Genomic DNA, 19223 nt, shown 5'->3' on the forward strand with positions numbered 1-19223 from the left:
TATCGACCGTCCTCCTCTCGCCCCGCGGGGTGTTTCATCCGCCGAGACCGAGGCGGTCGCGCATGCCGGTCATGACGTACGCGCTGAACAGGTGCGTGCACTGCCGCAGCAGGGCGTCCACCTCGCCGTCGCCCTTCATCAGGTCCTGCAGCCAGCCCCGGCCCTGTACGGCGGCCTCCGCGCTCCGCCGCAGCTGCGGATCGGGATCGGCCAGCAGGGCCACCGCCGCGCGGAGTTCGACCCGTCCGCCTCGGGCCTTCAACAACCGGAACGCTGCCTGGCGGGTGTGCCGGGGCCGCTGCGGCGCCAGCCGCTCGGCGAGCTCGTCCGCCGACAGGCGGTGTGCCGATGGAAGCAGTGCGAGGGATGCCTCGCGTGCCACGGCGGCCGACGGGTCGTCGAGCAAGGGGTGCATCGCATCGACGTCGGCGGAGTCGAGAAGCCGGAGACCCGCCGCGGCCTGCGCCCGCACCCCGGCGACGGGGTGTGCCAGCAGAGGACGGAGCAGCTCCGCGTCCTGGCGGTCCCCGCACTCGGCAAGACCGACCGCGGCGCCCGGAACGACGGTGTCCGGGTCGGTGCACAGCTCGACGTAGCGCGTGTGCGGGTCACCGCCGTCCTGCCGCACGAGCCAGCGCGCGCAGGCGCGCACCAGGGCGGACCGGTCGGTGAGGTGGCCGAAAGCTTCGCTGGCCCGTCCCGCACGTCGAAGTGCGGTGACACCGGCGGACCGTACGAATGGTGCGCGCGCACCGAGAAGAATGTCGACGGCCTCGTCGTCCGGCCCTTGGGCGGCCATCGCGGCGAGAGCCGCGTCGGACCACATCCGCCACAGCACCGGGTCCGGGCCGGTGGTGGCCCGCCGTGCGAGCTCCCGGGCGCCGAGCACTCCGTTGTCGAGGGAGATGCGGGCGGCGAGCCGCCGGGTCGCCGTGTCGGGGCTGTCGAGGAACTCGGTGAGCAGCGGAGCGGGGGCGCGGCGCAGCGAGTTCTCGAACTGTTCCCGTGCCCACACGCCCTCACGTCGCCGACCGATCCGCAGGACGAGTGGGGTGAGCAGGCGCAGTGTGTCCTGGGACGGGCTCTCCAGGGCACGGGCGAGCTGTCTGCGTGCCTGTTCCCGTACGGGCTCCACCCAGTCGGCGCAACGGATCACGACGAGCGGCAGCAGGGCGGGATCGCCGTTGCTTCGGGCGAGGGCGTTCTCCCGTACCCGTCCGTCGGGGTGGCACAGCGCGGTCTCGGGCCGGATCCTCAGCTGTTCCTGCAGTTCGCCCGCGTACCACCAGGCGCTGCGGACGGCCCGGTCCAGCGCGGCCCATGCGGCGGGGTCCCGTGGATCCATCACATCGGCCACCGCGGCGCCCCGGGCCAGCCGCAGTCCGGCGTCCCTCCACGTACCGCCTCGTGCGTCCATGCATGCCCTCCCCGGCCGGTGCGTCCCGGCAGCGTAGGCGTGCCGGGTCACGCCTCACCAGCGAGTTTCCCCGACTTTGACAAAACATACGGAGCACTGCATAGTTATACCCATCAGCGTTTGCACCGTAAGGAGAAACCCGTGACCGAGCGCGTCGTACTCGCCTACTCGGGCGGCCTGGACACCTCCGTCGCCATCGGCTGGATCGCCGAGGAGACGGGCGCCGAGGTCATCGCCGTTGCCGTGGACGTCGGCCAGGGCGGCGAGGACCTGGACGTCATCCGCAAGCGCGCGCTCGCCTGCGGTGCCGTGGAGGCCGAGGTGGCCGACGCCAAGGACGAGTTCGCCGAGGAGTACTGCCTCCCCGCGATCAAGGCCAACGCCCTCTACATGGACCGCTACCCGCTGGTCTCCGCGCTCTCGCGTCCGACGATCGTCAAGCACCTCGTCGCCGCCGCGAAGAAGCACGGCGCGACCACGGTCGCCCACGGCTGCACCGGCAAGGGCAACGACCAGGTCCGCTTCGAGGCCGGCATCGTCGCCCTCGCGCCCGAGCTCAAGTGCATCGCCCCGGTCCGTGACTACGCGATGACCCGGGACAAGGCGATCGCCTTCTGCGAGGAGAAGCAGCTCCCGATCGCCACCACCAAGAAGTCGCCGTACTCCATCGACCAGAACGTCTTCGGACGGGCCGTCGAGACGGGCTTCCTGGAGGACATCTGGAACGCGCCGATCGAGGACATCTACGAGTACACCTCGAACCCGGCGGAGCCCCGCGAGGCCGACGAGGTCGTCATCTCCTTCAAGGAGGGCGTCCCGGTCGCCATCGACGGCAAGCCCGTCACCGTCCTCCAGGCCATCCAGCAGCTCAACGAGCGGGCCGGCGCCCAGGGCATCGGCCGGATCGACATGGTCGAGGACCGGCTCGTGGGCATCAAGTCCCGTGAGGTCTACGAGGCCCCCGGCGCGATCGCGCTGATCACCGCCCACCAGGAGCTGGAGAACGTCACCGTCGAGCGCGAGCTCGCCCGGTACAAGCGGCAGGTCGAGCAGCGCTGGGGCGAGATGGTCTACGACGGCCTGTGGTTCTCCCCGCTCAAGCGCGCCCTGGACGGCTTCATCAACGAGGCCAACCAGCACGTCACCGGTGACATCCGGATGACCCTGCAGGGCGGCCGGGCCGTCGTCACGGGCCGAAAGTCCGACCAGTCGCTGTACGACTTCAACCTGGCGACGTACGACTCGGGCGACACGTTCGACCAGTCGAAGGCGCAGGGCTTCATCGAGATCTTCGGCCTGTCGTCGAAGATCGCGGCGAAGCGTGACCTCGCCTAAGCACGAATCGTTCGACAACCGCCTCCTCACCCCAGGGGTGGGGAGGCGGCGGCACATCCACACCCTTGAGGAGCTTCAGCTGTGAGCAGCAACAACGGTGACGTCCGGCTCTGGGGCGGCCGTTTCGCCGACGGCCCGGCCGAGGCCCTGGCGAAGCTGTCGGCGTCGGTGCACTTCGACTGGCGCCTCGCGCCGTACGACATCGCCGGTTCCCGCGCCCACGCCCGTGTGCTGCACAAGGCGGGGCTGCTCACCGAGGACGAGCTGACGCGCATGCTCGCCGGGCTCGACCGGCTCGAGGCGGACGTCGCCGACGGCTCCTTCGTCGGCACGATCGCCGACGAGGACGTCCACACCGCTTTGGAGCGCGGTCTGCTGGAGCGGCTCGGCCCCGACCTCGGCGGCAAGCTCCGCGCGGGCCGGTCCCGCAACGACCAGGTCGCCACCCTCTTCCGGATGTACCTGCGTGACCACGCCCGGATCGTCGGCGGCCTGATCGCCGACCTGCAGGACGCGCTGGTCGGCCTCGCCGAAGCGCACCCGGACGTCGCCATGCCGGGTCGTACGCACCTCCAGCACGCCCAGCCCGTGCTCTTCGCCCACCACGTCCTCGCCCATGTGCAGTCGCTGTCCCGGGACGCCGAGCGGTTGCGCCAGTGGGACACCCGGACCGCCGTCTCCCCGTACGGCTCCGGTGCTCTCGCGGGCTCGTCGCTCGGGCTCGACCCGGAGGCGGTGGCCAAGGACCTCGGCTTCGAGCGCGGCTCGGCGGGCAACTCGATCGACGGGACGGCCTCCCGCGACTTCGTCGCGGAGTTCGCCTTCATCACCGCGATGATCGGTGTGAACCTCTCGCGGATCGCCGAGGAGATCATCATCTGGAACACGAAGGAGTTCTCCTTCGTGACGCTGCACGACGCCTTCTCCACCGGCTCGTCGATCATGCCGCAGAAGAAGAACCCGGACATCGCGGAGCTGGCGCGTGGCAAGTCGGGCCGGCTCATCGGCAACCTCACCGGGCTGCTGGCGACCCTCAAGGCCCTCCCGCTCGCCTACAACCGTGACCTTCAGGAGGACAAGGAGCCGGTCTTCGACTCCTGTGACCAACTGGAGGTCCTGCTCCCGGCGTTCACCGGCATGATGGCCACGCTCACCGTCAACCGGGAGCGGATGGAGGAACTGGCCCCGGCCGGCTTCTCGCTCGCGACGGACATCGCCGAATGGCTGGTCAAGCAGGGCGTGCCGTTCCGGGTGGCGCACGAGGTGGCGGGTGAGTGCGTCAAGGAGTGCGAGCAGCAGGGCATCGAGCTGGACCAGCTCACGGACGAGCAGTTCGCGAAGATCTCCCCCCACCTCACGCCCGAGGTCCGCACGGTGCTGAACGTCCCCGGTGCGCTGGCGTCCCGCAACGGCCGCGGCGGTACGGCTCCTTCGGCGGTCGCGACCCAGCTCAACGAGGTCAAGGCGGACCTGGTGATACAGCACGCCTGGGCCACGGCCAAGCGGTAGGAACCGGCGGCTACAGCGCCGCCGCCCAGTCCGCCAGCGTGTCGAAGTCCGGCCGGGTCAGCCCGACCCGCTCGTCGATGCGCAGGAGGAGAGCGGCGGCGAGGTGGTTCTGCTCCACGTACTCGTGGTCGAACGGTGTGATGTCGTCGTCGATCCACGCGAACGGGCGCCCCGGCGCGTACCGGAGGATGTACTGCGTCTTCCAGAACGTGCCGCGGGGCGCCCGTCCGTGCATCTGCGGCCAGTCGATGAACGGCAGCTCGGGAAGCCCCAGTCGAGGGCCTATCCAGGTGTTCGCCTCACCCTTCCAGGTGGTCGCCCACACCAGGTCGTACCACTCGGCGAGCGCCATCAGCTCGGTGCCGTGCCCGGGGTTGAGCCACACGCGCAATGGTTTGCCGTCCGTCCAGCCCGTCGGGCGCATCCGGTGCGTGGTGTATCCCTCCGGTCTGCGCTGTGCTTTGGCGGCATAGGGGTTGAGCGGGCCGTCGACGTCGATCAACAGCATGGGTTTCACGGGGCGTTGTCTCCTTGCACGGTGTCAGATCTGCCCGGTCTCAGGCTTGCTCGGTGTCAGGGGTGCTCGGGTCAGGCGCGGGCGCGCCGGTGGGCCGCCACGCGTTCGCGGGTCGCACATCGGCGTGAGCAGTAGCGCTGCTTCGGGCCGCTGCCGACCGCCGTGAAGACGTTCCGGCAGCCCGACGAGGCGCAGATTCCGCCCGGCGGGCGTTGCCGGTTCCAGATCAGGACCGTCAGGGCCAGGCAGGACGAGGCGAGGAACCACTCGCCCCAGGGCGCGTCGTCGTCGCGGTCCAGGTGGGGGTGGATGTCGGTGGTGCCGCCGTGCGAGGTGAGGCGCAGCGTGCCTGCGTTCAGTGCCAGCAGGCGGTTCAGAGCCGACACGGCGCGGTCGAGGTCCTCGGCTCCGTACACCTCGCGCAGCAGGCGTGCGGACTCCCGCATCTCGGCGAGATCCGTTGCCGACAACTCGATGCGGCCGGTTTCGCCGTACTCGCGCAGCACACGCTCGACGTGCCGGGCATCCGGATCGGACCCGGAGTCCAGGGCGTTGACGAGCGCGGCCGTGCGCTGGGCCCGGTTCGACAGCACAGGGAGAATGTAACGCATCTGGTGAGGTTTTGAGTTACCTGCGTAGCGTCGGCCGGATGAACAACCGGTACGCACTGCTGCGGTACGTCTGCGGGGCCGCCGTCGCCCGCACCGGCGACGAGATGTCCGGCCCCGCGCTGCTGCTCGCGGGACTCGCCGTCACAGGGTCGGCGGCGGTGGGATCGACTCTGCTGGCGGCCCTGATGATCTCGGCTGCCGTCGGCGGCCCGCTCTTCGGCGTACTGCTGGACCGTTCCCCGGCGCCCGGGAGGCTGCTCGCGCTCGCGCTCGCCCTGTACGGGGCGGGTCTGGCCGTGATCGTCCTGAGCCTCGGGCGGCTGCCCCTCGTGGCGACCGGGGTCGTCGCCGCGGGCGCCGGGCTGCTGGGGCCCGCGCTGTCCGGCGGCTGGACGGCACAGTTGCCGCGTCTGGTCCCCGCGGAGCGGCTCGCCCGTGCGACCGCCTTCGATGCGATGACCTTCAACGCCGCGAGCCTGGCCGGTCCCGCGCTGGCCGGGGTCGTCGCCGCAGCCGCGGGTGCACCCGCCGGGGTCGTCGTCTCCGCCGTGCTGGTGTGCCTCGCCCTGCCGTCGGCCTGGGCCCTGCCCCGCGTCGGCCGCCCCGCCGCGCACGCGCGATCCCCGCGGCCCACAGTCCGGGCCGACCTCGCCGCGGGCTTCGGCGCCCTGTTCCGCATCCGGCCGCTGGCCCGGGCGACCGTCACCTCGGTGATCTCGTGCGTCGGCGAGGGCATGCTCGTCGCCGCGACGCCTCTCCTCGCCGCGGCGGCGTTCGGGGACACGGACCGCGGCCCCCTGTTGCTCGCCGGCATCGCGGTCACTGCCCTCGCCGCCAACGCCGTGTACGCCCGGCGGTCCGCTGCGCTGCGGCCGGACACCGTCCTGTGGGCGGGTGCGCTCGTCCTCGCCTTCGCCCTCGTGCTCGCCGCCACCGCAGATCCCGCCGCGCTCGCCGTGGCCGTCGTGCTGGTCGGCATCGGCGAAGGGCCCCGATTGACCGCCCTGTTCGCCGTGCGCCACAGGGAGGCGCCCGAGAGGCTGCGGGCGCAGGTCTTCACGACGGGCGCAAGTCTCAAGCTCACCGGGTTCGCGCTCGGCGCCGGAATCGCGGGGCCGCTCGCTGCCCACTCGCTGTCAGGCGCACTCCTGACGGCGGCGGCGATCGAGGTCGTCGCCGCCCTGAGCAGCGCTGCCCTGCGCCCGCGGAGGATCGCGACGGGAGGTGCGGTGCAGAGCGTGCCGGACCCACGGAGTGGGACGCCCATGCATTGAATGAGACATCACTGTCTCATGTGGGCTATGCTCGTCTCATGGCCATGGATCGTGAACAGGTGCTGCGCACCGCCGCCGCCCTGCTGTCCCGGAAGTCGACCGCCACCATGGACGAGGTCGCCCGGGCCGCAGGCATCGGCCGCGCCACCCTGCACCGCCACTTCGCGGGCCGGGACGCGCTCGTCCGGGCCCTCGAAGCGCTGGGCATCCAGGAGTTCGAGGCCGCCCTGGACCGGGCCCGCCTCGAAGAGGACGGCGCGGACGAGGCGTTGCGCCGGCTGATCACCGAGATGGAGCCCGCGGCCGACCTGCTGGCCTTCCTCTACACGGAGAACCAGCTGTTCGAGGGCGACCAGATCAACGTGGGCTGGTCCCGGCTCGACGCCCGTGTCTCCGATCTGTTCCGGCGAGGCCAGACCCAGGGCGAATTCCGTATCGACCTCAGCCCCGTGTGGCTGACCGAGGCGCTGTACGCGCTGATCGGTTCCTGCGCCTGGGCCGTCATGGACGGCCGGGTCGCCAAGAAGGACTTCCAGTTCATGACCGCCGAGCTGCTGCTCGGCGGCGCTCGACGGAGTGTGGAGAAATGAGCAGCACCATCCGGACCGTGACCAGGGCGGACGAGACCGTGTACCGCCCGGGGCGGTGGCTGGCGCTCGCCGTACTGGTCCTGGCCGTTCTGCTGGTCGCGGTCGACGCCACCGTGCTCGCCCTCGCGACCCCGTTCCTCAGCGAGGACCTCGAGCCGACCGGCAACCAGCTGCTGTGGATCGGCGACGTGTACTCGTTCGTCATCGCCGGCCTTCTCGTGTCGATGGGCAGCCTCGGCGACCGCATCGGCCGCAAGAAGCTGCTGCTCGTCGGTGCCATCGCGTTCGGCGCGGTGTCCGTGCTCAACGCGTACGCCACCACCCCAGAGATGATGATCCTCGCCAGGGCGCTGCTCGGTGTCGCGGGTGCCACCCTGATGCCGTCCACGCTCGCCCTGATCCGCAACATCTTCCACGACCCCAAGGAGCGCAGCCTCGCCATCGGCATCTGGGGTGCCATGGCGTCCGCCGGTGCCGCCGTCGGGCCCGTGGTCGGCGGCTTCCTGCTCGAGCACTTCTGGTGGGGCTCCGTCTTCCTGATCAACCTGCCGGTGATGGCGGTCCTGGTCCTCGTCGGCATCAAACTGCTGCCCGAGTCGAAGAACCCGGTCGCCGGCCCGTGGGACCTCGTCAGCGTCGTCTTGTCGCTCGTCGGCATGGTCGGCGTCGTGTACGCCATCAAGGAGGCGGCGAGCCACGGACCGAGCTGGGAGGCGGGCGCCGCCGCACTGATCGGCGCCGTCGCGCTGTACGGATTCGTGCGCAGGCAGCTCACGCTGAAGGCGCCGCTGCTGGACATGCGGCTGTTCCGGCACCGCGGGTTCTCCGGAGCGGTCCTCGCCGATCTGCTGACCATCCTCGGCCTGTCCGGGCTGGTGTTCTTCCTGTCCCAGTTCCTGCAACTGGTCCAGGGCATGCAGCCGTTCGAGGCCGGTCTCGCCGAACTCCCCGCCGCGATCGGGGCGGTGGCCACCGGTCTGGTCGCGGGCTCCTTCGCCCGGCGCTTCTCGGTGCGTTCCGTGGTCGCCGGCGGTCTCGCCGCAGTCGGCCTGGCGCTCGCCACACTCACGCTGATCGACGGGTCCACCGGCTATCCGCTGCTCGGTGCCGCCCTGCTGATCGTCGGCGCGGGTGCGGGCTTCTCGTTCACGGTCACCGCGGACGTGATCCTCTCCAGCGTCCCGAAGGAGCAGGCCGGCGCGGCGTCTGCGGTCTCCGAGACCGCGTACGAACTGGGCGCGGCCCTCGGCATCGCGCTCCTCGGCTCCATCGTGACCGGCGTCTACCGGGGCTTCGCCACCCCGTCCGGCGTCCCGGCCGAGACGGCATCGGCCGCGCACGAGTCGCTGGGCGGCGCGGCGGAGGCGGCGGCCGGGCTGCCTCAGGAGCAGGGCGCGGCGCTGGTGACCGCGGCGCAGCACGCGTTCACCGACGGCCTGCAGTTCGCTGCGGGTGTGGGTGCGTCGGTGCTGCTGGCCACGGCAGTCGCGGCGTGGTTCCTGCTGCGCGGCCAGAAGCTGGCGGACGGCATCGAGCACTGACGGGACGCCAGGGGAGTGGCCCCGAACGCCGGACGGGCCGGCTTCCCCGCGGGGAAGCCGGCCCGTCCGGCGTTCCAGGCTGCCGGGGCGGCGCCCCGGCGCTGCTCACGCCGCCTTGGCCTTCGTCGCGTACATGTCCACATACTCCTGTCCCGACAGCCGCATGACCTCCGCCATCACCGAGTCCGTGACCGCCCGCAGCACATAGCGGTCGCGGTCCATGCCCTCGTAGCGGGAGAACTCCATCGGCTCGCCGAAGCGGACCGTCACACGGCCCGGTCGCGGCAGTCCCGCGCCGCCCGGCTGGAGCTTGTCCGTGCCGATCATCGCGAACGGGACCACCGGCGCTCCCGTCATCAGGGTGAGGCGCGCGATGCCTGTACGGCCCCGGTAGAGACGGCCGTCGGGGGAGCGGGTGCCCTCGGGGTAGATGCCGAAGACCTTGCCCTCCTCCAGCACCCCCTGGCCGGTCATCAGCGCCGCCACGCCGCCGTTGGCGCCGTCACGGTTGACCGGGATCATGCCGACGCCGGTGAAGAACCAGGCCATGGCGCGGCCCTTGATGCCCTTGCCGGTGACGTACTCGTCCTTGCCGATGAAGAACACCGGCCGGTCGGTGACCAGCGGAAGGATCATCGAGTCGATGAACGTGAGGTGGTTCCCGGCGAGGATCACCGGTCCCGTCCCCGGGATGCTCTCGGCGCCTTCCACGCGGGGGCGGAACATCAGGCGCAGGGTCGGCCCGAGCACTGCCTTGATGAGCGTCAAGCGGGACAACGGGTCCTCCGTGTCAGGGAACGGGACGGTGATGGCCGGTGCAGTTCATTCAGGAGTCTGTGCAGGTGAGGACGATACTCGCGGGTCACACCTGATCGCACATCGGGTTCACGCAGGAGATACGCAGTGTTGACCCGTGTTTTCACTGCGTTCGTGCAGGGTCTGCCGTAGGTAAGGCGTAGCTGCCTACGATCAGGCGTCGTTCGACAGGTGCGGGACATCACATGGAGGAACGTTTCATGACACAGGGTGCGAGCAGCGGTCCGGCGCGCCGGAAGGTCTTGGGAGCAGCGGTTCTCGGCACGGCCGCCCTCGGTGTCGGCGTTGCTGCCGGTACCGCGCAGGCCGCCGGTGGCAAGGGCGGCGGCCCGTCGTACAGGGGTCTGCCCGTGCCCACCGTGATCGCCCACCGCGGCGCCAGCGGCTACCGGCCCGAGCACACGCTCGGCGCCTACCAGTTCGCCCTCGACATGGGCGCGCACGTCGTCGAGCAGGACTTGGTGCCGACCAAGGACGGCCATCTCGTATGCCGTCACGAGAACGACATCACCGGCACGACCGATGTCGCCGAGCACCCCGAGTTCGCCTCGCGCAGGACGACCAAGTCGGTCGACGGCGTCAGCCTCACCGGCTGGTTCACCGAGGACTTCACGCTCGCGGAGCTGAAGACACTGCGCGCCAAGGAGCGCATCCCGGGCCCCCGCCAGGAGAACACCCTCTACGACGGCCGCTGGGCGGTGCCCACCTTCGAGGAGGTGCTGCGTTGGGCGGACAAGGAGGGCCGACGCCGTGGCCACCCGGTGTGGCTGCACGTCGAGACCAAGCACCCCACGTACTTCCGCGGCATCGGGCTCGGCCTGGAGGAGCGCCTGGCGAAGCTGCTGCGCCGTTACGGCCGGCACCGCGCCGACTCCCCGACGTTCCTCCAGTCCTTCGAGCCGACCAGCATGCAGCGCATGTCCCGCCTCGTCGGCACCCCGCGCGTGGTCCTGCTGTGGACCCCCGACGACCGCCCGTGGGACTTCCGCGAGTCCGGCGACCCGCGCACGGTCGCGGATCTGGTCACCCCCGAGGGCCTGAAGTGGATCGCAGGATTCGCCCAGGGCATCGGCCCGCTCCTGGACCTGGTCATCCCCAAGGACGCGGACGGCCGGCTCACCGAGCCGACCACGCTCGTGAAGGACGCCCACGCCAAGGGCCTGATCCTGCACCCCTACACGATGCGCAACGAGAACACCTTCCTGCCCGCGGACTTCCGCCGCGGGACCGACCCGAACGCGTACGGCGACGTCTTCGGCGCGTACAAGGCGTACCTCGCGACGGGTATCGACGGAATCTTCACCGACAATCCCGACACCGGCCTGCTGGCGGTGGCGGACTTCCACGCCTGAGGCGCTCCGGATGTCTGCGGGGCCCGCTCCGGCCCCGCGGACCGCGTCCGGGGCGGTTGACGGCGGACACCGGCCGGCACGGGGTGCGCACCGGCTGTCGAAGCCCGTACGGGTGACAGCACCCGCGAGGGGAAACCGCCGCCCGCCGTCCGTTCGTCAGGCCGGGCATGACCGTTGTCGATGAAACCCCCGCCCATGTCGTCAGCACGCTCGGTGCCCTCGTCAGCGCCGAGGCCACCGCGGAGGCGCCCGGCACCGCCGTCGAGGCGGGTGACCTCGAACAGGCCGTCTGGGTACGGCTGCTGGAGCGCCTCGACGACGACGGACCGCCGCCGGACGCGGCGCGCTGGGTCAAGGCCGCGGTGCGGGCCGAGGCCCGTCGCGCCCGCCGCACGGCCGCCCGGGAACTGCCCTACGGGAACGAGCCCGCCGATCCGGCGGGCGGCCCCGAGCGCGCCGCGCTCAGGGCCGAGCGCCGTCGCACCCTGCACGCCGCCGTCGCCCGCACCCCCGGGAACTGCCCGCGTCTGCTGACTGCGATGTTGTCGCCGGAGGACCCCACCTACCGAGAAATCGCAGGGACGTTGGGAATCTCACAGGGGAGTCTGGGGCCGACACGTTCCCGATGCCTGGGATGCCTGCGCAGAATGCTCGCGGCAGAGGTTGCGGCTCCTGAACATCGGGGAAAGGAGCGGTAGACAACCGGCGGACAGGTGAGCGGGAGGCATGCGCACATGGGCATGAGCGTGACCATCTCAGCGGCGGCTGAGCACGATGCGGAGCACATCCTCAAGCTTCAGTATCTGTGCTACCAGACCGAGGCCGAGCTCTACAGCGACTACGGGATCGAGCCCCTGACCCAGTCCCTGGCCGACCTTCGTGACGAACTCTCCCAGGGGCATGCGCTCGTCGCCCGGCTCGGGGACGAGGTGGTCGCCTCCGTCCGCGGCCGTGTCGACGAGAGCGGTACCGCCAGGATCGCCAAGCTCATCGTCCACCCGCGGATGCAGCGCCACGGCCTCGGCGGCCGGCTGCTCGACGCGATCGAGGCGCGGTTCGCGGGCGACGCGAGCACCAAGCGCTTCCAGCTGTTCACCGGTCACCGCAGCGAGAGCAATCTGCGTCTCTACCGCAGCCGCGGATATGTGCCCGTCTCCACCGAGCAGCTCGGCCCGCGTCTCACGCTGGTCACCCTGCAGAAGGAGACGGCACCGGGAGCGCTCGCCGCCAGTGCGTGAGGCGCGCCGCCTGAGCCGTCGGCGTCCGACGAACCCTCAGGCGGTGCGCGAGCGCCGCAGCCAGAGCATTCCGGTGACGGGCAGCAGCACCGGGATGAAGATGTAGCCCATTCCGTAGTCGGACCACACCGTCGAGTCGGGGAACGCGGACGGATCCACCACCGTCCAGGTCCCGACGACCAGCACGCCCGCCAGCTCGGCGGCGCAGCACACCAGCGCCGCCTTGCGGGCCGTCTCGCCCCCACGCACCAGGGTGTACGTGATGAACGCGTAGACCACGGCCGCGACGGCGGAGAGCACATGGGCCAACGGCGCGCTGTCGAAGTCGGTCAGGATCTGGTAGACCGAGCGCGACACGGCGCCGACCGACATCACCCCGTAGAGCCAGACGAGCAGCAGACCCGGGCCCGCGACCAGCTTGGTGCGCTCCGCCTTTGTGGTGGGCTCGGCCATCGTCAGCCTCCCCAGATGTCGTAGAGCCGGACTTCGAGCACGGCGAGCACCACGGCGCCGGCCGCCACGGTCGCCGAACCCCAGCGGGTCCGCTCGGCCAGTGACAGGAAGCCGGCCGCCGGCACGGCGAGCGCGGAGCCGATCAGATACGACAGGAAGATCGCGGTGCCCTCGTCGGCCTTCTCGCCGCGCGCCAGCTGGACGATGCCGACGATCAGCTGGGCCAACGCCAGGACGGACACCACGGCCATGCCGATGAAGTGCCAGTCCTTGGTCGGCTGATCGCGGAAGGCGGCGAAGCCGCACCATGCGGCAAGGGCGAGCGCGGTCACGGCGACCGCGATCGTCAGGGCGTCGAGCATGGACTCGAGAGTATTACGGGCCACAGGGCGCGATGCGCGCGCCCCCGGCGGCACAGGCGTCGCGGCTCGGCCCGTATGGTCGATGCCATGGAGATCCACGCCGAAGCCCTGCTGTTTGACAACGACGGAACCCTCGTCTCCTCCATGGAGTCGGTGAACCGCTGCTGGACGAAGTGGGCGCACGAGTACGGAATCACGGCGGAGGACTTCGCCCGCGTGGGCCTGCACGGTCGCCCCGCCGTCGAGATAGCCGCCGATCTGCTGCCCGCCGACGTGGTGCCCGAGGCGCTCGCCCGCATCGAGGACCTGGAGGTCGGGGACGTCGCCGGGGGAGTGGTGGCACTGCCCGGGACCCGTGCCCTGCTGGCCGCGCTGCCGCCCGAGCGATGGGCCGTCGTGACCTCCGCGACCAGGCGGCTGGCCGAGGCCCGGCTCGAGGAGGTCGGCATCACGCCCAAGATGACGATCGCCGCCGATGACATCACGCGCGGAAAGCCGGACCCCGAGCCGTACCTCCTCGCCGCGCGGCGGCTCGGCGTGGACCCGGCCCGTTGCGTGGTGTTCGAGGACGCCCCGGCGGGACTCGCCTCCGGGCGCGCGGCGGGTATGCGCACCGTGGCCTTGGCCACAACGCACCGCGCCGAGGAGCTGGACGCGGACGTGGTCGTCACCGACCTCTCCGCCGTGTCCGTGCAGGTGACGGCGGACGGTGTCATGATCACTGCTCGACCCTAGGTGTCCACATAGTGCGACAAGCGAGTCCGTATACCGGACACGCTTGATTCGTTCATCCGCCTTTCTGCTTTACTTGCAGCCATGACCACGACGAGCAGCCGCACCCTTGCGACCGAGGCGATCACGACGCCCGGTGCTCGTTGTATGTGTCGAATGTGCGCCTTCTGAGGGTCCCTGCCTGAGGCTCGCGCCCCGAAGCGAGTCCGACAGCCGCGCCGCGTCCGATCGTCCCCGGAGTTCACGGAGAACGCATCGGACCGAGTCTGCCCCGCGCACGCGTTGCCCCGGCCGCCGGCCGAATCAGCCGTGCCCGCAGACGACTGTCTGAACCGAAATGCCCCGTGCCCGGCGGACACCGCGCCGTGCACTCGACAGTGACGGAAACCCTGTGATCACCACTACGGGCCTGACCAAGGTCTACTCGTCGCGAGGCCGCGACGTCACCGCCCTGGACGGCGTCGACCTGCACGTCCGCGAAGGTGAGGTCTTCGGAGTCATCGGCCAGAGCGGCGCCGGAAAGTCCTCCCTCATCCGCTGCGTCAATCTCCTGGAGCGTCCCACCGCCGGCACGGTCACCGTCGCCGGCCAGGATCTGACAGCACTCGCCGGCCGCGGCCGGCGCGCCTCGAAGGAACTGCGCGAGGCGCGCAGCCGCATCGGCATGGTCTTCCAGCACTTCAACCTGCTGTCCTCGCGCAGCGTCAAGGACAACATCGAGCTGCCCCTGGAGATCCTCGGCGTCTCGGGCGCCGAGCGCTCCCGCAAGGCCCTCGAACTCCTCGACCTCGTCGGGCTCGCGGACAAGGCCAAGGCGTACCCCGGCCAGCTCTCCGGCGGACAGAAGCAGCGCGTCGGCATCGCCCGGGCGCTGGCGGGCGACCCCAAGGTGCTGTTGTCCGACGAGGCGACAAGCGCCCTCGACCCCGAGACGACCCGCTCGATCCTGCAGCTGCTGCGCGACCTCAACCAGCAGCTGGGACTGACGGTGCTGCTCATCACGCACGAGATGGACGTCGTCAAGACCATCTGCGACTCCGCCGCCCTGATGAAGAAGGGGAAGATCATCGAATCCGGCACGGTGAGCGAACTGCTCGCGACCCCCGGCTCCGAGCTCGCCCAGGAACTGTTCCCCGTCGGCGGTGACGCCTCCGGCCCCGACCGCACCGTCATCGACGTCACTTTCCACGGCGAGGCCGCCACCCAGCCGGTGATCTCGCAGCTCTCGCGCACGTACAACATCGACATCTCGATCCTCGGTGCCGCCATGGACACCGTCGGCGGCAAGCAGATCGGCCGGATGCGCATCGAACTGCCGGGCCGCTACGAGGAGAACGTCGTCCCCGTCGGCTTCCTGCGCGAGCAGGGCCTCCAGGTCGACGTCGTCGACGCCGAACCCGTCGTGATCCCGGCCCAGGGCCCGGTGCTCGTCAAGGAGGCCGCCAAGTGACCTGGTCCGAGATGCAGCCCCTGCTCACCCAGGGCACCGTCGACACGCTCTACATGGTGCTGTGGTCCACCCTCGTCACCGTCGCCGGCGGACTGCCGCTCGGCGTGCTGCTGGTCCTCACCGACAAGGGCGGACTGCTGCAGAACACGCCGGTGAACAAGGTCGTCGGCGTGATCGTGAACATCGGCCGCTCGCTGCCGTTCATCATCCTGCTGATCGCGCTGATCCCGTTCACGACCCTCGTCGTCGGCACCTTCATCGGCCCGTCCGCGATGATCGTGCCGCTCGCCGTCGGAGCGATCCCCTTCTTCGCCCGGCTCGTCGAGACGGCGATCCGCGAGGTCGACCACGGGCTCGTCGAAGCGGTGCAGTCCATGGGCGGCTCGATCCCCACCATCGTCCGCAAGGTGCTGCTGCCGCAGGCCCTGCCCTCGATCGTCTCCGCCGTCACCACGACGGTGATCGTCCTCGTCGGCTATTCGGCGATGGCCGGAGCGGTGGGCGGCGAGGGCCTCGGGTCCAAGGCGGTCACCTACGGATTCCAGCGCTTCGAGACCCAGTTCATGCTCATCACGGTCGTGATCCTGATCGCCATCGTGACCGTCGTACAGCTCCTCGGCGACGGAGTCGTACGGCTCCTCGCCCGCCGCGGACGTACCGCGAGCTGACCCAGAACTTTCTCCCCACACAGCCCGCACTCCTTGTCCGGGCGTTGTTCCACCACCAGAAAGAGGCACTTTTCGTGCGTAAGAACATCAAGCTCAGCGCGGCTGCCGCCGCAACCGCCGCCCTCGCCCTCGGCCTCACCGCCTGCGGCACCGCCTCCGACCCCGGCGCCGCGTCCGGCTCCGGAGCCAAGGCCGACGCGTCCAAGCCGCTCGTCGTGGCCGCGTCCCCGACGCCGCACGCCGACATCCTCGGCTACGTCAAGGACAACCTGGCGGCCAAGGAGGGCCTCAAGCTGGAGGTCAAGGAGTTCACGGACTACGTCCTGCCGAACACCGCCACCCAGCAGGGCCAGGTCGACGCCAACTTCTTCCAGCACAAGCCGTACCTGGACGACTTCAACAAGAAGAACAAGACGACGATCGTCCCCGTCGTCAACGTCCACCTCGAGCCGCTCGGCCTGTACTCCAAGAAGTCCAAGGACATCAAGGACATCAAGGCCGGGCAGACCGTCGCCGTCCCCAACGACACCACCAACGAGGGCCGCGCGCTCAAGCTGCTCGCCGACAACGGCCTGATCACCCTCAAGGACGGCGCCGGCACCGACGCCAAGCTCTCCGACATCGAGGACGCCAAGGGCCTGAAGTTCAAGGAGTTGGAGGCCGCCACGCTGCCCCGCGCCCTGAACGACGTCGACGCCGCGGTCATCAACGGCAACTACGCCATCGAGGCCGACTTCAAGCCTGCCAAGGAGTCCCTGGCGCTGGAGAAGGCCGAGGGCAACCCGTACGCCAACTTCCTCGCCGTCAAGGAGGGCAGCCAGGACGACCCGCGCGTGCAGAAGCTCGCGAAGCTCCTGAACTCCCCCGAGGTGAAGAAGTACATCGAGGACACGTACGCCGGTGGCATCGTCCCCGCCTTCGGCGCCGTCAAGTAGGTCCGGCACAAAGCCACTTGACGACGGCCCCGCGCACCGACGAAGGTGCGCGGGGCCGCGTCGTACCTGCACCCGGCCATGCACAGCCCGCAGCCGATGTTGCATGCTGTGCCTTTACGGCTACGACGCACACACGGCAATGACCTTTTCTCGACGGTCCCGGCATGGAGCAGCGCATGACTCACACCTTCCCGGACGTGTCCATCAGCACGGAGCGGTTGGTGCTGCGCCCCTTCGAGGACGCCGACATCCCGGCACACACCGAGATGATGAACGACGAAATGATCACGGCCTGGACCTCGGCGCCGCACCCCTACACCTCGCAGGACTCCGAGGACTGGGTGCGCAGGATCGCTCCTGCTGAACGCACCACCGGCCGGGGCATCGCCCTTGCCGTCACCGAATTCCTCACCCAGCGGCTCGTCGGCGTCGTCCACCTGCAGAACACCGACTGGCGCACACTCGCCACCGAGGTGTCCTACCTCACCGCACCCTGGGCCCGCGGCGAGGGATACGCCACGGAATCCGTGCTCGCGGTCGCCCAATGGCTCTTCCGCGACCGCCGCTTCGAGCGGCTGGAGCTGCGGACCGCCGCCGACAACACCGCCTCCCAGCAGGTCGCCCAGAAGATCGGCTGCATCAGCGAAGGCGTCCTGCGCAACGCCTGGATAGCGCGCACGCAGACGGAGGACGGCGGCTGGGCCGAGATCCGCACCGACCTGATCGTGTGGAGCCTGCTGCCCGAGGACCTCGAGGCCGACCGCATGGCCGAGGCCGGCTACGCCTCCTACACCGACTGGAACTGACGCCGGCGGCCGGAAACCGGCAGCCGCAGTGCACGGGCACCGGACGCACCCCGACCGGCCGCCGAGCGCTACGGGTACCCTCACGGTGCGACGCGCATCCGCGAGCATGCCCCCGACCTGCAACAACTCCAGGAGACTGACGAGATGGCCGACCGGGTCACGGTGATCGGCTGGGACGGTTCGCCGCTCACCCAGGCGGCCAGGTCCGCGCTGTCCGCCGCGACCCTGGTGGCCGGCGCCGCCCACCACCTGGCTCTGCCCGAGGTCCCGCCCGGCGCCGAACGCATCCGTCTCGGCAGTGTCGATCTCGCCGCCCGGCGCATCGCCGGTCACCGGGGCAGCGCCGTCGTCCTCGCCGACGGCGACCCCGGCCTCTTCGGTGTCGTGCGTACCCTGCGCGCGCCGGAACACGGGCTCGAGGTCGAGGTCGTACCCGCCGTCTCCTCGGTGGCCACCGCATTCGCCCGGGCCGGTATGCCCTGGGACGACGCCCAGATCGTCGTCGCACAGCGCCGGACCCTGCGCCGTGCCGTGAATGTGTGCCGGGCACACACCAAGGTCGCCGTCCTCACCTCCCCGGGCGCCGGGCCCGCCGAACTCGCCCTGCTCCTCGACGGGGTCCACCGCACCTTCGTCATCTGCGAGGAGCTGGGCACCGACCGCGAACAGGTCACCGTTCTCACCTCCGACAAGGTCGCCGACCATGTGTGGCGCGACCCCAACGTCGTCATCGTCATCGGCGGCGCGGGCACCACAGGTGCCGCGGCATCCCGGTCCGGCTCCGGCTGGATCGCGGGCCGCGACCCCGGCTACCCGCAGGAAACGCGCGGCTGGGCGCTGCCGCCCGCCGACGACCGGCCCGCCGCATCCGGTGAGGGCGAGTACGCCGGACTGCGCGCCGCGCAACTGGCGCGACTGGGCCCCCGCATCGGCGACCTCGTGTGGGACATCGGCTCCGGCGGCGGGGCACTCGCCGCCGAGGCCGCCGGATTCGGCGCCGCCGTCATCGCCGTGGACGCCGACCCCGACGCGTGCCTGCGCAGCGAGCAGGAGGCACGCCGTCTCGGCGTGCAGCTCCAGGTCGTCCAGGGCCGTGCCCCGCACGTACTCGAACGGCTGCCGGAACCCGATGTCGTACGGATCGGCGGCGGGGGAGTACCCGTCGTCACCGCCGTGGCCGACCGCAGGCCGCAGCGGATCGTCACGCACGCCTCCACCCGCGACGAGGCCGAGGCGATCGGAGCCGCACTCGCGGCGGGCGGCTACGAGGTCGAATGCGCCCTGCTCCAGGCCGTCGAACTGGACACCGCCGACTGGACGGAGCGAGAACGCACCGTCGTCTTCCTGCTCTGCGGGAGGCAGCCGCGGCCACGTTCCCAGGCCGCCCGAAAGGAAGGCCCACGCCCCCTCCTGTGAGGAGTGCGGGGTAGGCTGGCCGATCGTTGTACCGCAGCCGGGCGTTCGTCGTTTTATTTGTCAATGTCCGGAAAAGGGGGCCGCTTTGGCTCCCGTTTGTGGTACGCCGGAACCGGGGGGTCGCGCGACGTGGCGCAGCCCACAGCGGACGGCGGCGGATCTTGCTGCCGTGGCTGCGAACGACGGCGACAATGCTTGGGG

At 70.5% G+C, this 19223-nt stretch carries 20 protein-coding genes; 14 read left to right on the forward strand and 6 right to left on the reverse strand.

Annotation, left to right across the window (positions count from 1 at the left end):
- Positions 1 to 34 precede the first annotated feature (34 nt).
- On the reverse strand, positions 35 to 1417 hold the full coding sequence (locus AC067Z_RS10380; RefSeq protein WP_478789063.1) for a HEAT repeat domain-containing protein: 1383 nt from the start codon (positions 1415 to 1417) through the stop codon (positions 35 to 37).
- Between the two features lie 141 nt (positions 1418 to 1558).
- Here AC067Z_RS10380 and AC067Z_RS10385 point away from each other — a divergent pair, with 141 nt between their 5' ends.
- Positions 1559 to 2752 carry an argininosuccinate synthase gene (locus tag AC067Z_RS10385; protein ID WP_478789064.1) on the forward strand — a complete coding sequence of 398 codons (1194 nt, stop codon included), beginning with the start codon at positions 1559 to 1561 and terminating at the stop codon, positions 2750 to 2752.
- A gap of 81 nt (positions 2753 to 2833) precedes the next feature.
- Entirely contained in the window at positions 2834 to 4261 is a 1428-nt protein-coding gene (gene argH, locus AC067Z_RS10390; RefSeq protein ID WP_478789065.1) for an argininosuccinate lyase, read from the forward strand.
- A 10-nt stretch (positions 4262 to 4271) separates the two neighbouring features.
- Here argH and AC067Z_RS10395 read toward each other — a convergent pair whose 3' ends face one another.
- Complete coding sequence (locus tag AC067Z_RS10395; protein WP_478789066.1) at positions 4272 to 4778, reverse strand: HAD domain-containing protein; 507 nt, start codon at positions 4776 to 4778, stop codon at positions 4272 to 4274.
- A gap of 71 nt (positions 4779 to 4849) precedes the next feature.
- On the reverse strand, positions 4850 to 5389 hold the full coding sequence (locus tag AC067Z_RS10400; RefSeq protein WP_478789067.1) for a CGNR zinc finger domain-containing protein: 540 nt from the start codon (positions 5387 to 5389) through the stop codon (positions 4850 to 4852).
- 38 nt (positions 5390 to 5427) lie between these two features.
- Here AC067Z_RS10400 and AC067Z_RS10405 point away from each other — a divergent pair, with 38 nt between their 5' ends.
- The 3 genes from AC067Z_RS10405 to AC067Z_RS10415 are packed head-to-tail and all read left to right on the forward strand — an operon-like array spanning position 5428 to position 8794.
- On the forward strand, positions 5428 to 6663 hold the full coding sequence (locus AC067Z_RS10405) for an MFS transporter (RefSeq protein ID WP_478789068.1): 1236 nt from the start codon (positions 5428 to 5430) through the stop codon (positions 6661 to 6663).
- A gap of 38 nt (positions 6664 to 6701) precedes the next feature.
- The gene (locus AC067Z_RS10410) at positions 6702 to 7253 is read left to right on the forward strand and encodes a TetR/AcrR family transcriptional regulator (RefSeq protein ID WP_478789069.1); all 552 of its coding nucleotides are present in this window, start codon (positions 6702 to 6704) and stop codon (positions 7251 to 7253) included.
- Positions 7250 to 8794, forward strand: a complete 1545-nt coding sequence (locus AC067Z_RS10415) for an MFS transporter (RefSeq protein WP_478789070.1) — start codon at positions 7250 to 7252, stop codon at positions 8792 to 8794. The genes AC067Z_RS10410 and AC067Z_RS10415 overlap by 4 nt, the downstream gene beginning before the upstream one ends.
- 105 nt (positions 8795 to 8899) lie before the next feature.
- Here AC067Z_RS10415 and AC067Z_RS10420 read toward each other — a convergent pair whose 3' ends face one another.
- Positions 8900 to 9571 (reverse strand): lysophospholipid acyltransferase family protein, encoded by a 672-nt coding sequence (locus tag AC067Z_RS10420; RefSeq protein ID WP_478789071.1) that lies wholly within the window; start codon positions 9569 to 9571, stop codon positions 8900 to 8902.
- Positions 9572 to 9810: 239 nt separating this feature from the next.
- Here AC067Z_RS10420 and AC067Z_RS10425 point away from each other — a divergent pair, with 239 nt between their 5' ends.
- From AC067Z_RS10425 to AC067Z_RS10435, 3 genes are all read left to right on the forward strand, one after another.
- On the forward strand, positions 9811 to 10962 hold the full coding sequence (locus tag AC067Z_RS10425; protein ID WP_478789072.1) for a glycerophosphodiester phosphodiesterase: 1152 nt from the start codon (positions 9811 to 9813) through the stop codon (positions 10960 to 10962).
- A gap of 167 nt (positions 10963 to 11129) precedes the next feature.
- On the forward strand, positions 11130 to 11660 hold the full coding sequence (locus AC067Z_RS10430; protein ID WP_478789073.1) for a sigma-70 RNA polymerase sigma factor region 4 domain-containing protein: 531 nt from the start codon (positions 11130 to 11132) through the stop codon (positions 11658 to 11660).
- A 36-nt stretch (positions 11661 to 11696) separates the two neighbouring features.
- A complete protein-coding gene (locus tag AC067Z_RS10435; RefSeq protein WP_478789074.1) occupies positions 11697 to 12200 on the forward strand; it encodes a GNAT family N-acetyltransferase in 504 nt (167 codons plus the stop codon).
- A 36-nt stretch (positions 12201 to 12236) separates the two neighbouring features.
- Here the strand turns inward: AC067Z_RS10435 and AC067Z_RS10440 are convergent, their stop codons facing one another.
- Together AC067Z_RS10440 and AC067Z_RS10445 are read right to left on the reverse strand one after the other, a co-directional pair.
- Positions 12237 to 12653, reverse strand: coding sequence for a hypothetical protein (locus AC067Z_RS10440; RefSeq protein WP_478789075.1), 417 nt, complete (start codon positions 12651 to 12653; stop codon positions 12237 to 12239).
- A 2-nt stretch (positions 12654 to 12655) separates the two neighbouring features.
- Entirely contained in the window at positions 12656 to 13015 is a 360-nt protein-coding gene (locus AC067Z_RS10445; RefSeq protein ID WP_478789076.1) for a hypothetical protein, read from the reverse strand.
- Positions 13016 to 13102: 87 nt separating this feature from the next.
- On the opposite strand from AC067Z_RS10445, the gene AC067Z_RS10450 reads away from it, so the two are divergent.
- From AC067Z_RS10450 to cbiE, 6 genes are all read left to right on the forward strand, one after another.
- Positions 13103 to 13750: an HAD family hydrolase gene (locus tag AC067Z_RS10450; RefSeq protein WP_478789077.1), complete on the forward strand. Its 648-nt coding sequence runs from the start codon at positions 13103 to 13105 to the stop codon at positions 13748 to 13750.
- A 388-nt stretch (positions 13751 to 14138) separates the two neighbouring features.
- A complete protein-coding gene (locus AC067Z_RS10455; protein ID WP_478789078.1) occupies positions 14139 to 15197 on the forward strand; it encodes a methionine ABC transporter ATP-binding protein in 1059 nt (352 codons plus the stop codon).
- On the forward strand, positions 15194 to 15865 hold the full coding sequence (locus AC067Z_RS10460) for a methionine ABC transporter permease (protein ID WP_478789079.1): 672 nt from the start codon (positions 15194 to 15196) through the stop codon (positions 15863 to 15865). Before AC067Z_RS10455 ends, AC067Z_RS10460 begins: the two co-directional genes overlap by 4 nt.
- 74 nt (positions 15866 to 15939) lie before the next feature.
- On the forward strand, positions 15940 to 16800 hold the full coding sequence (locus AC067Z_RS10465) for a MetQ/NlpA family ABC transporter substrate-binding protein (RefSeq protein WP_478789080.1): 861 nt from the start codon (positions 15940 to 15942) through the stop codon (positions 16798 to 16800).
- Between the two features lie 164 nt (positions 16801 to 16964).
- Complete coding sequence (locus tag AC067Z_RS10470; protein WP_478789081.1) at positions 16965 to 17606, forward strand: GNAT family N-acetyltransferase; 642 nt, start codon at positions 16965 to 16967, stop codon at positions 17604 to 17606.
- A 144-nt stretch (positions 17607 to 17750) separates the two neighbouring features.
- Positions 17751 to 19022: a precorrin-6y C5,15-methyltransferase (decarboxylating) subunit CbiE gene (gene cbiE / locus AC067Z_RS10475; RefSeq protein WP_478789082.1), complete on the forward strand. Its 1272-nt coding sequence runs from the start codon at positions 17751 to 17753 to the stop codon at positions 19020 to 19022.
- Positions 19023 to 19223 lie beyond the last annotated feature (201 nt).

The sequence above is a fragment of the Streptomyces sp. NPDC043812 genome (assembly GCF_056436245.1).

Bases quoted from the DNA above. Each gene is read 5' to 3' on its own strand.
- AC067Z_RS10380 (WP_478789063.1), bottom strand. From the start codon at position 1,417: ATGGACGCACGAGGCGGTACGTGGAGGGACGCCGGACTGCGGCTGGCC.
- AC067Z_RS10400 (WP_478789067.1), bottom strand. From the start codon at position 5,389: ATGCGTTACATTCTCCCTGTGCTGTCGAACCGGGCCCAGCGCACGGCC.
- AC067Z_RS10405 (WP_478789068.1), top strand. From the start codon at position 5,428: ATGAACAACCGGTACGCACTGCTGCGGTACGTCTGCGGGGCCGCCGTC.
- AC067Z_RS10410 (WP_478789069.1), top strand. From the start codon at position 6,702: ATGGCCATGGATCGTGAACAGGTGCTGCGCACCGCCGCCGCCCTGCTG.
- AC067Z_RS10415 (WP_478789070.1), top strand. From the start codon at position 7,250: ATGAGCAGCACCATCCGGACCGTGACCAGGGCGGACGAGACCGTGTAC.
- AC067Z_RS10425 (WP_478789072.1), top strand. From the start codon at position 9,811: ATGACACAGGGTGCGAGCAGCGGTCCGGCGCGCCGGAAGGTCTTGGGA.
- AC067Z_RS10430 (WP_478789073.1), top strand. From the start codon at position 11,130: ATGACCGTTGTCGATGAAACCCCCGCCCATGTCGTCAGCACGCTCGGT.
- AC067Z_RS10435 (WP_478789074.1), top strand. From the start codon at position 11,697: ATGGGCATGAGCGTGACCATCTCAGCGGCGGCTGAGCACGATGCGGAG.
- AC067Z_RS10440 (WP_478789075.1), bottom strand. From the start codon at position 12,653: ATGGCCGAGCCCACCACAAAGGCGGAGCGCACCAAGCTGGTCGCGGGC.
- AC067Z_RS10445 (WP_478789076.1), bottom strand. From the start codon at position 13,015: ATGCTCGACGCCCTGACGATCGCGGTCGCCGTGACCGCGCTCGCCCTT.
- AC067Z_RS10450 (WP_478789077.1), top strand. From the start codon at position 13,103: ATGGAGATCCACGCCGAAGCCCTGCTGTTTGACAACGACGGAACCCTC.
- AC067Z_RS10470 (WP_478789081.1), top strand. From the start codon at position 16,965: ATGGAGCAGCGCATGACTCACACCTTCCCGGACGTGTCCATCAGCACG.
- cbiE (WP_478789082.1), top strand. From the start codon at position 17,751: ATGGCCGACCGGGTCACGGTGATCGGCTGGGACGGTTCGCCGCTCACC.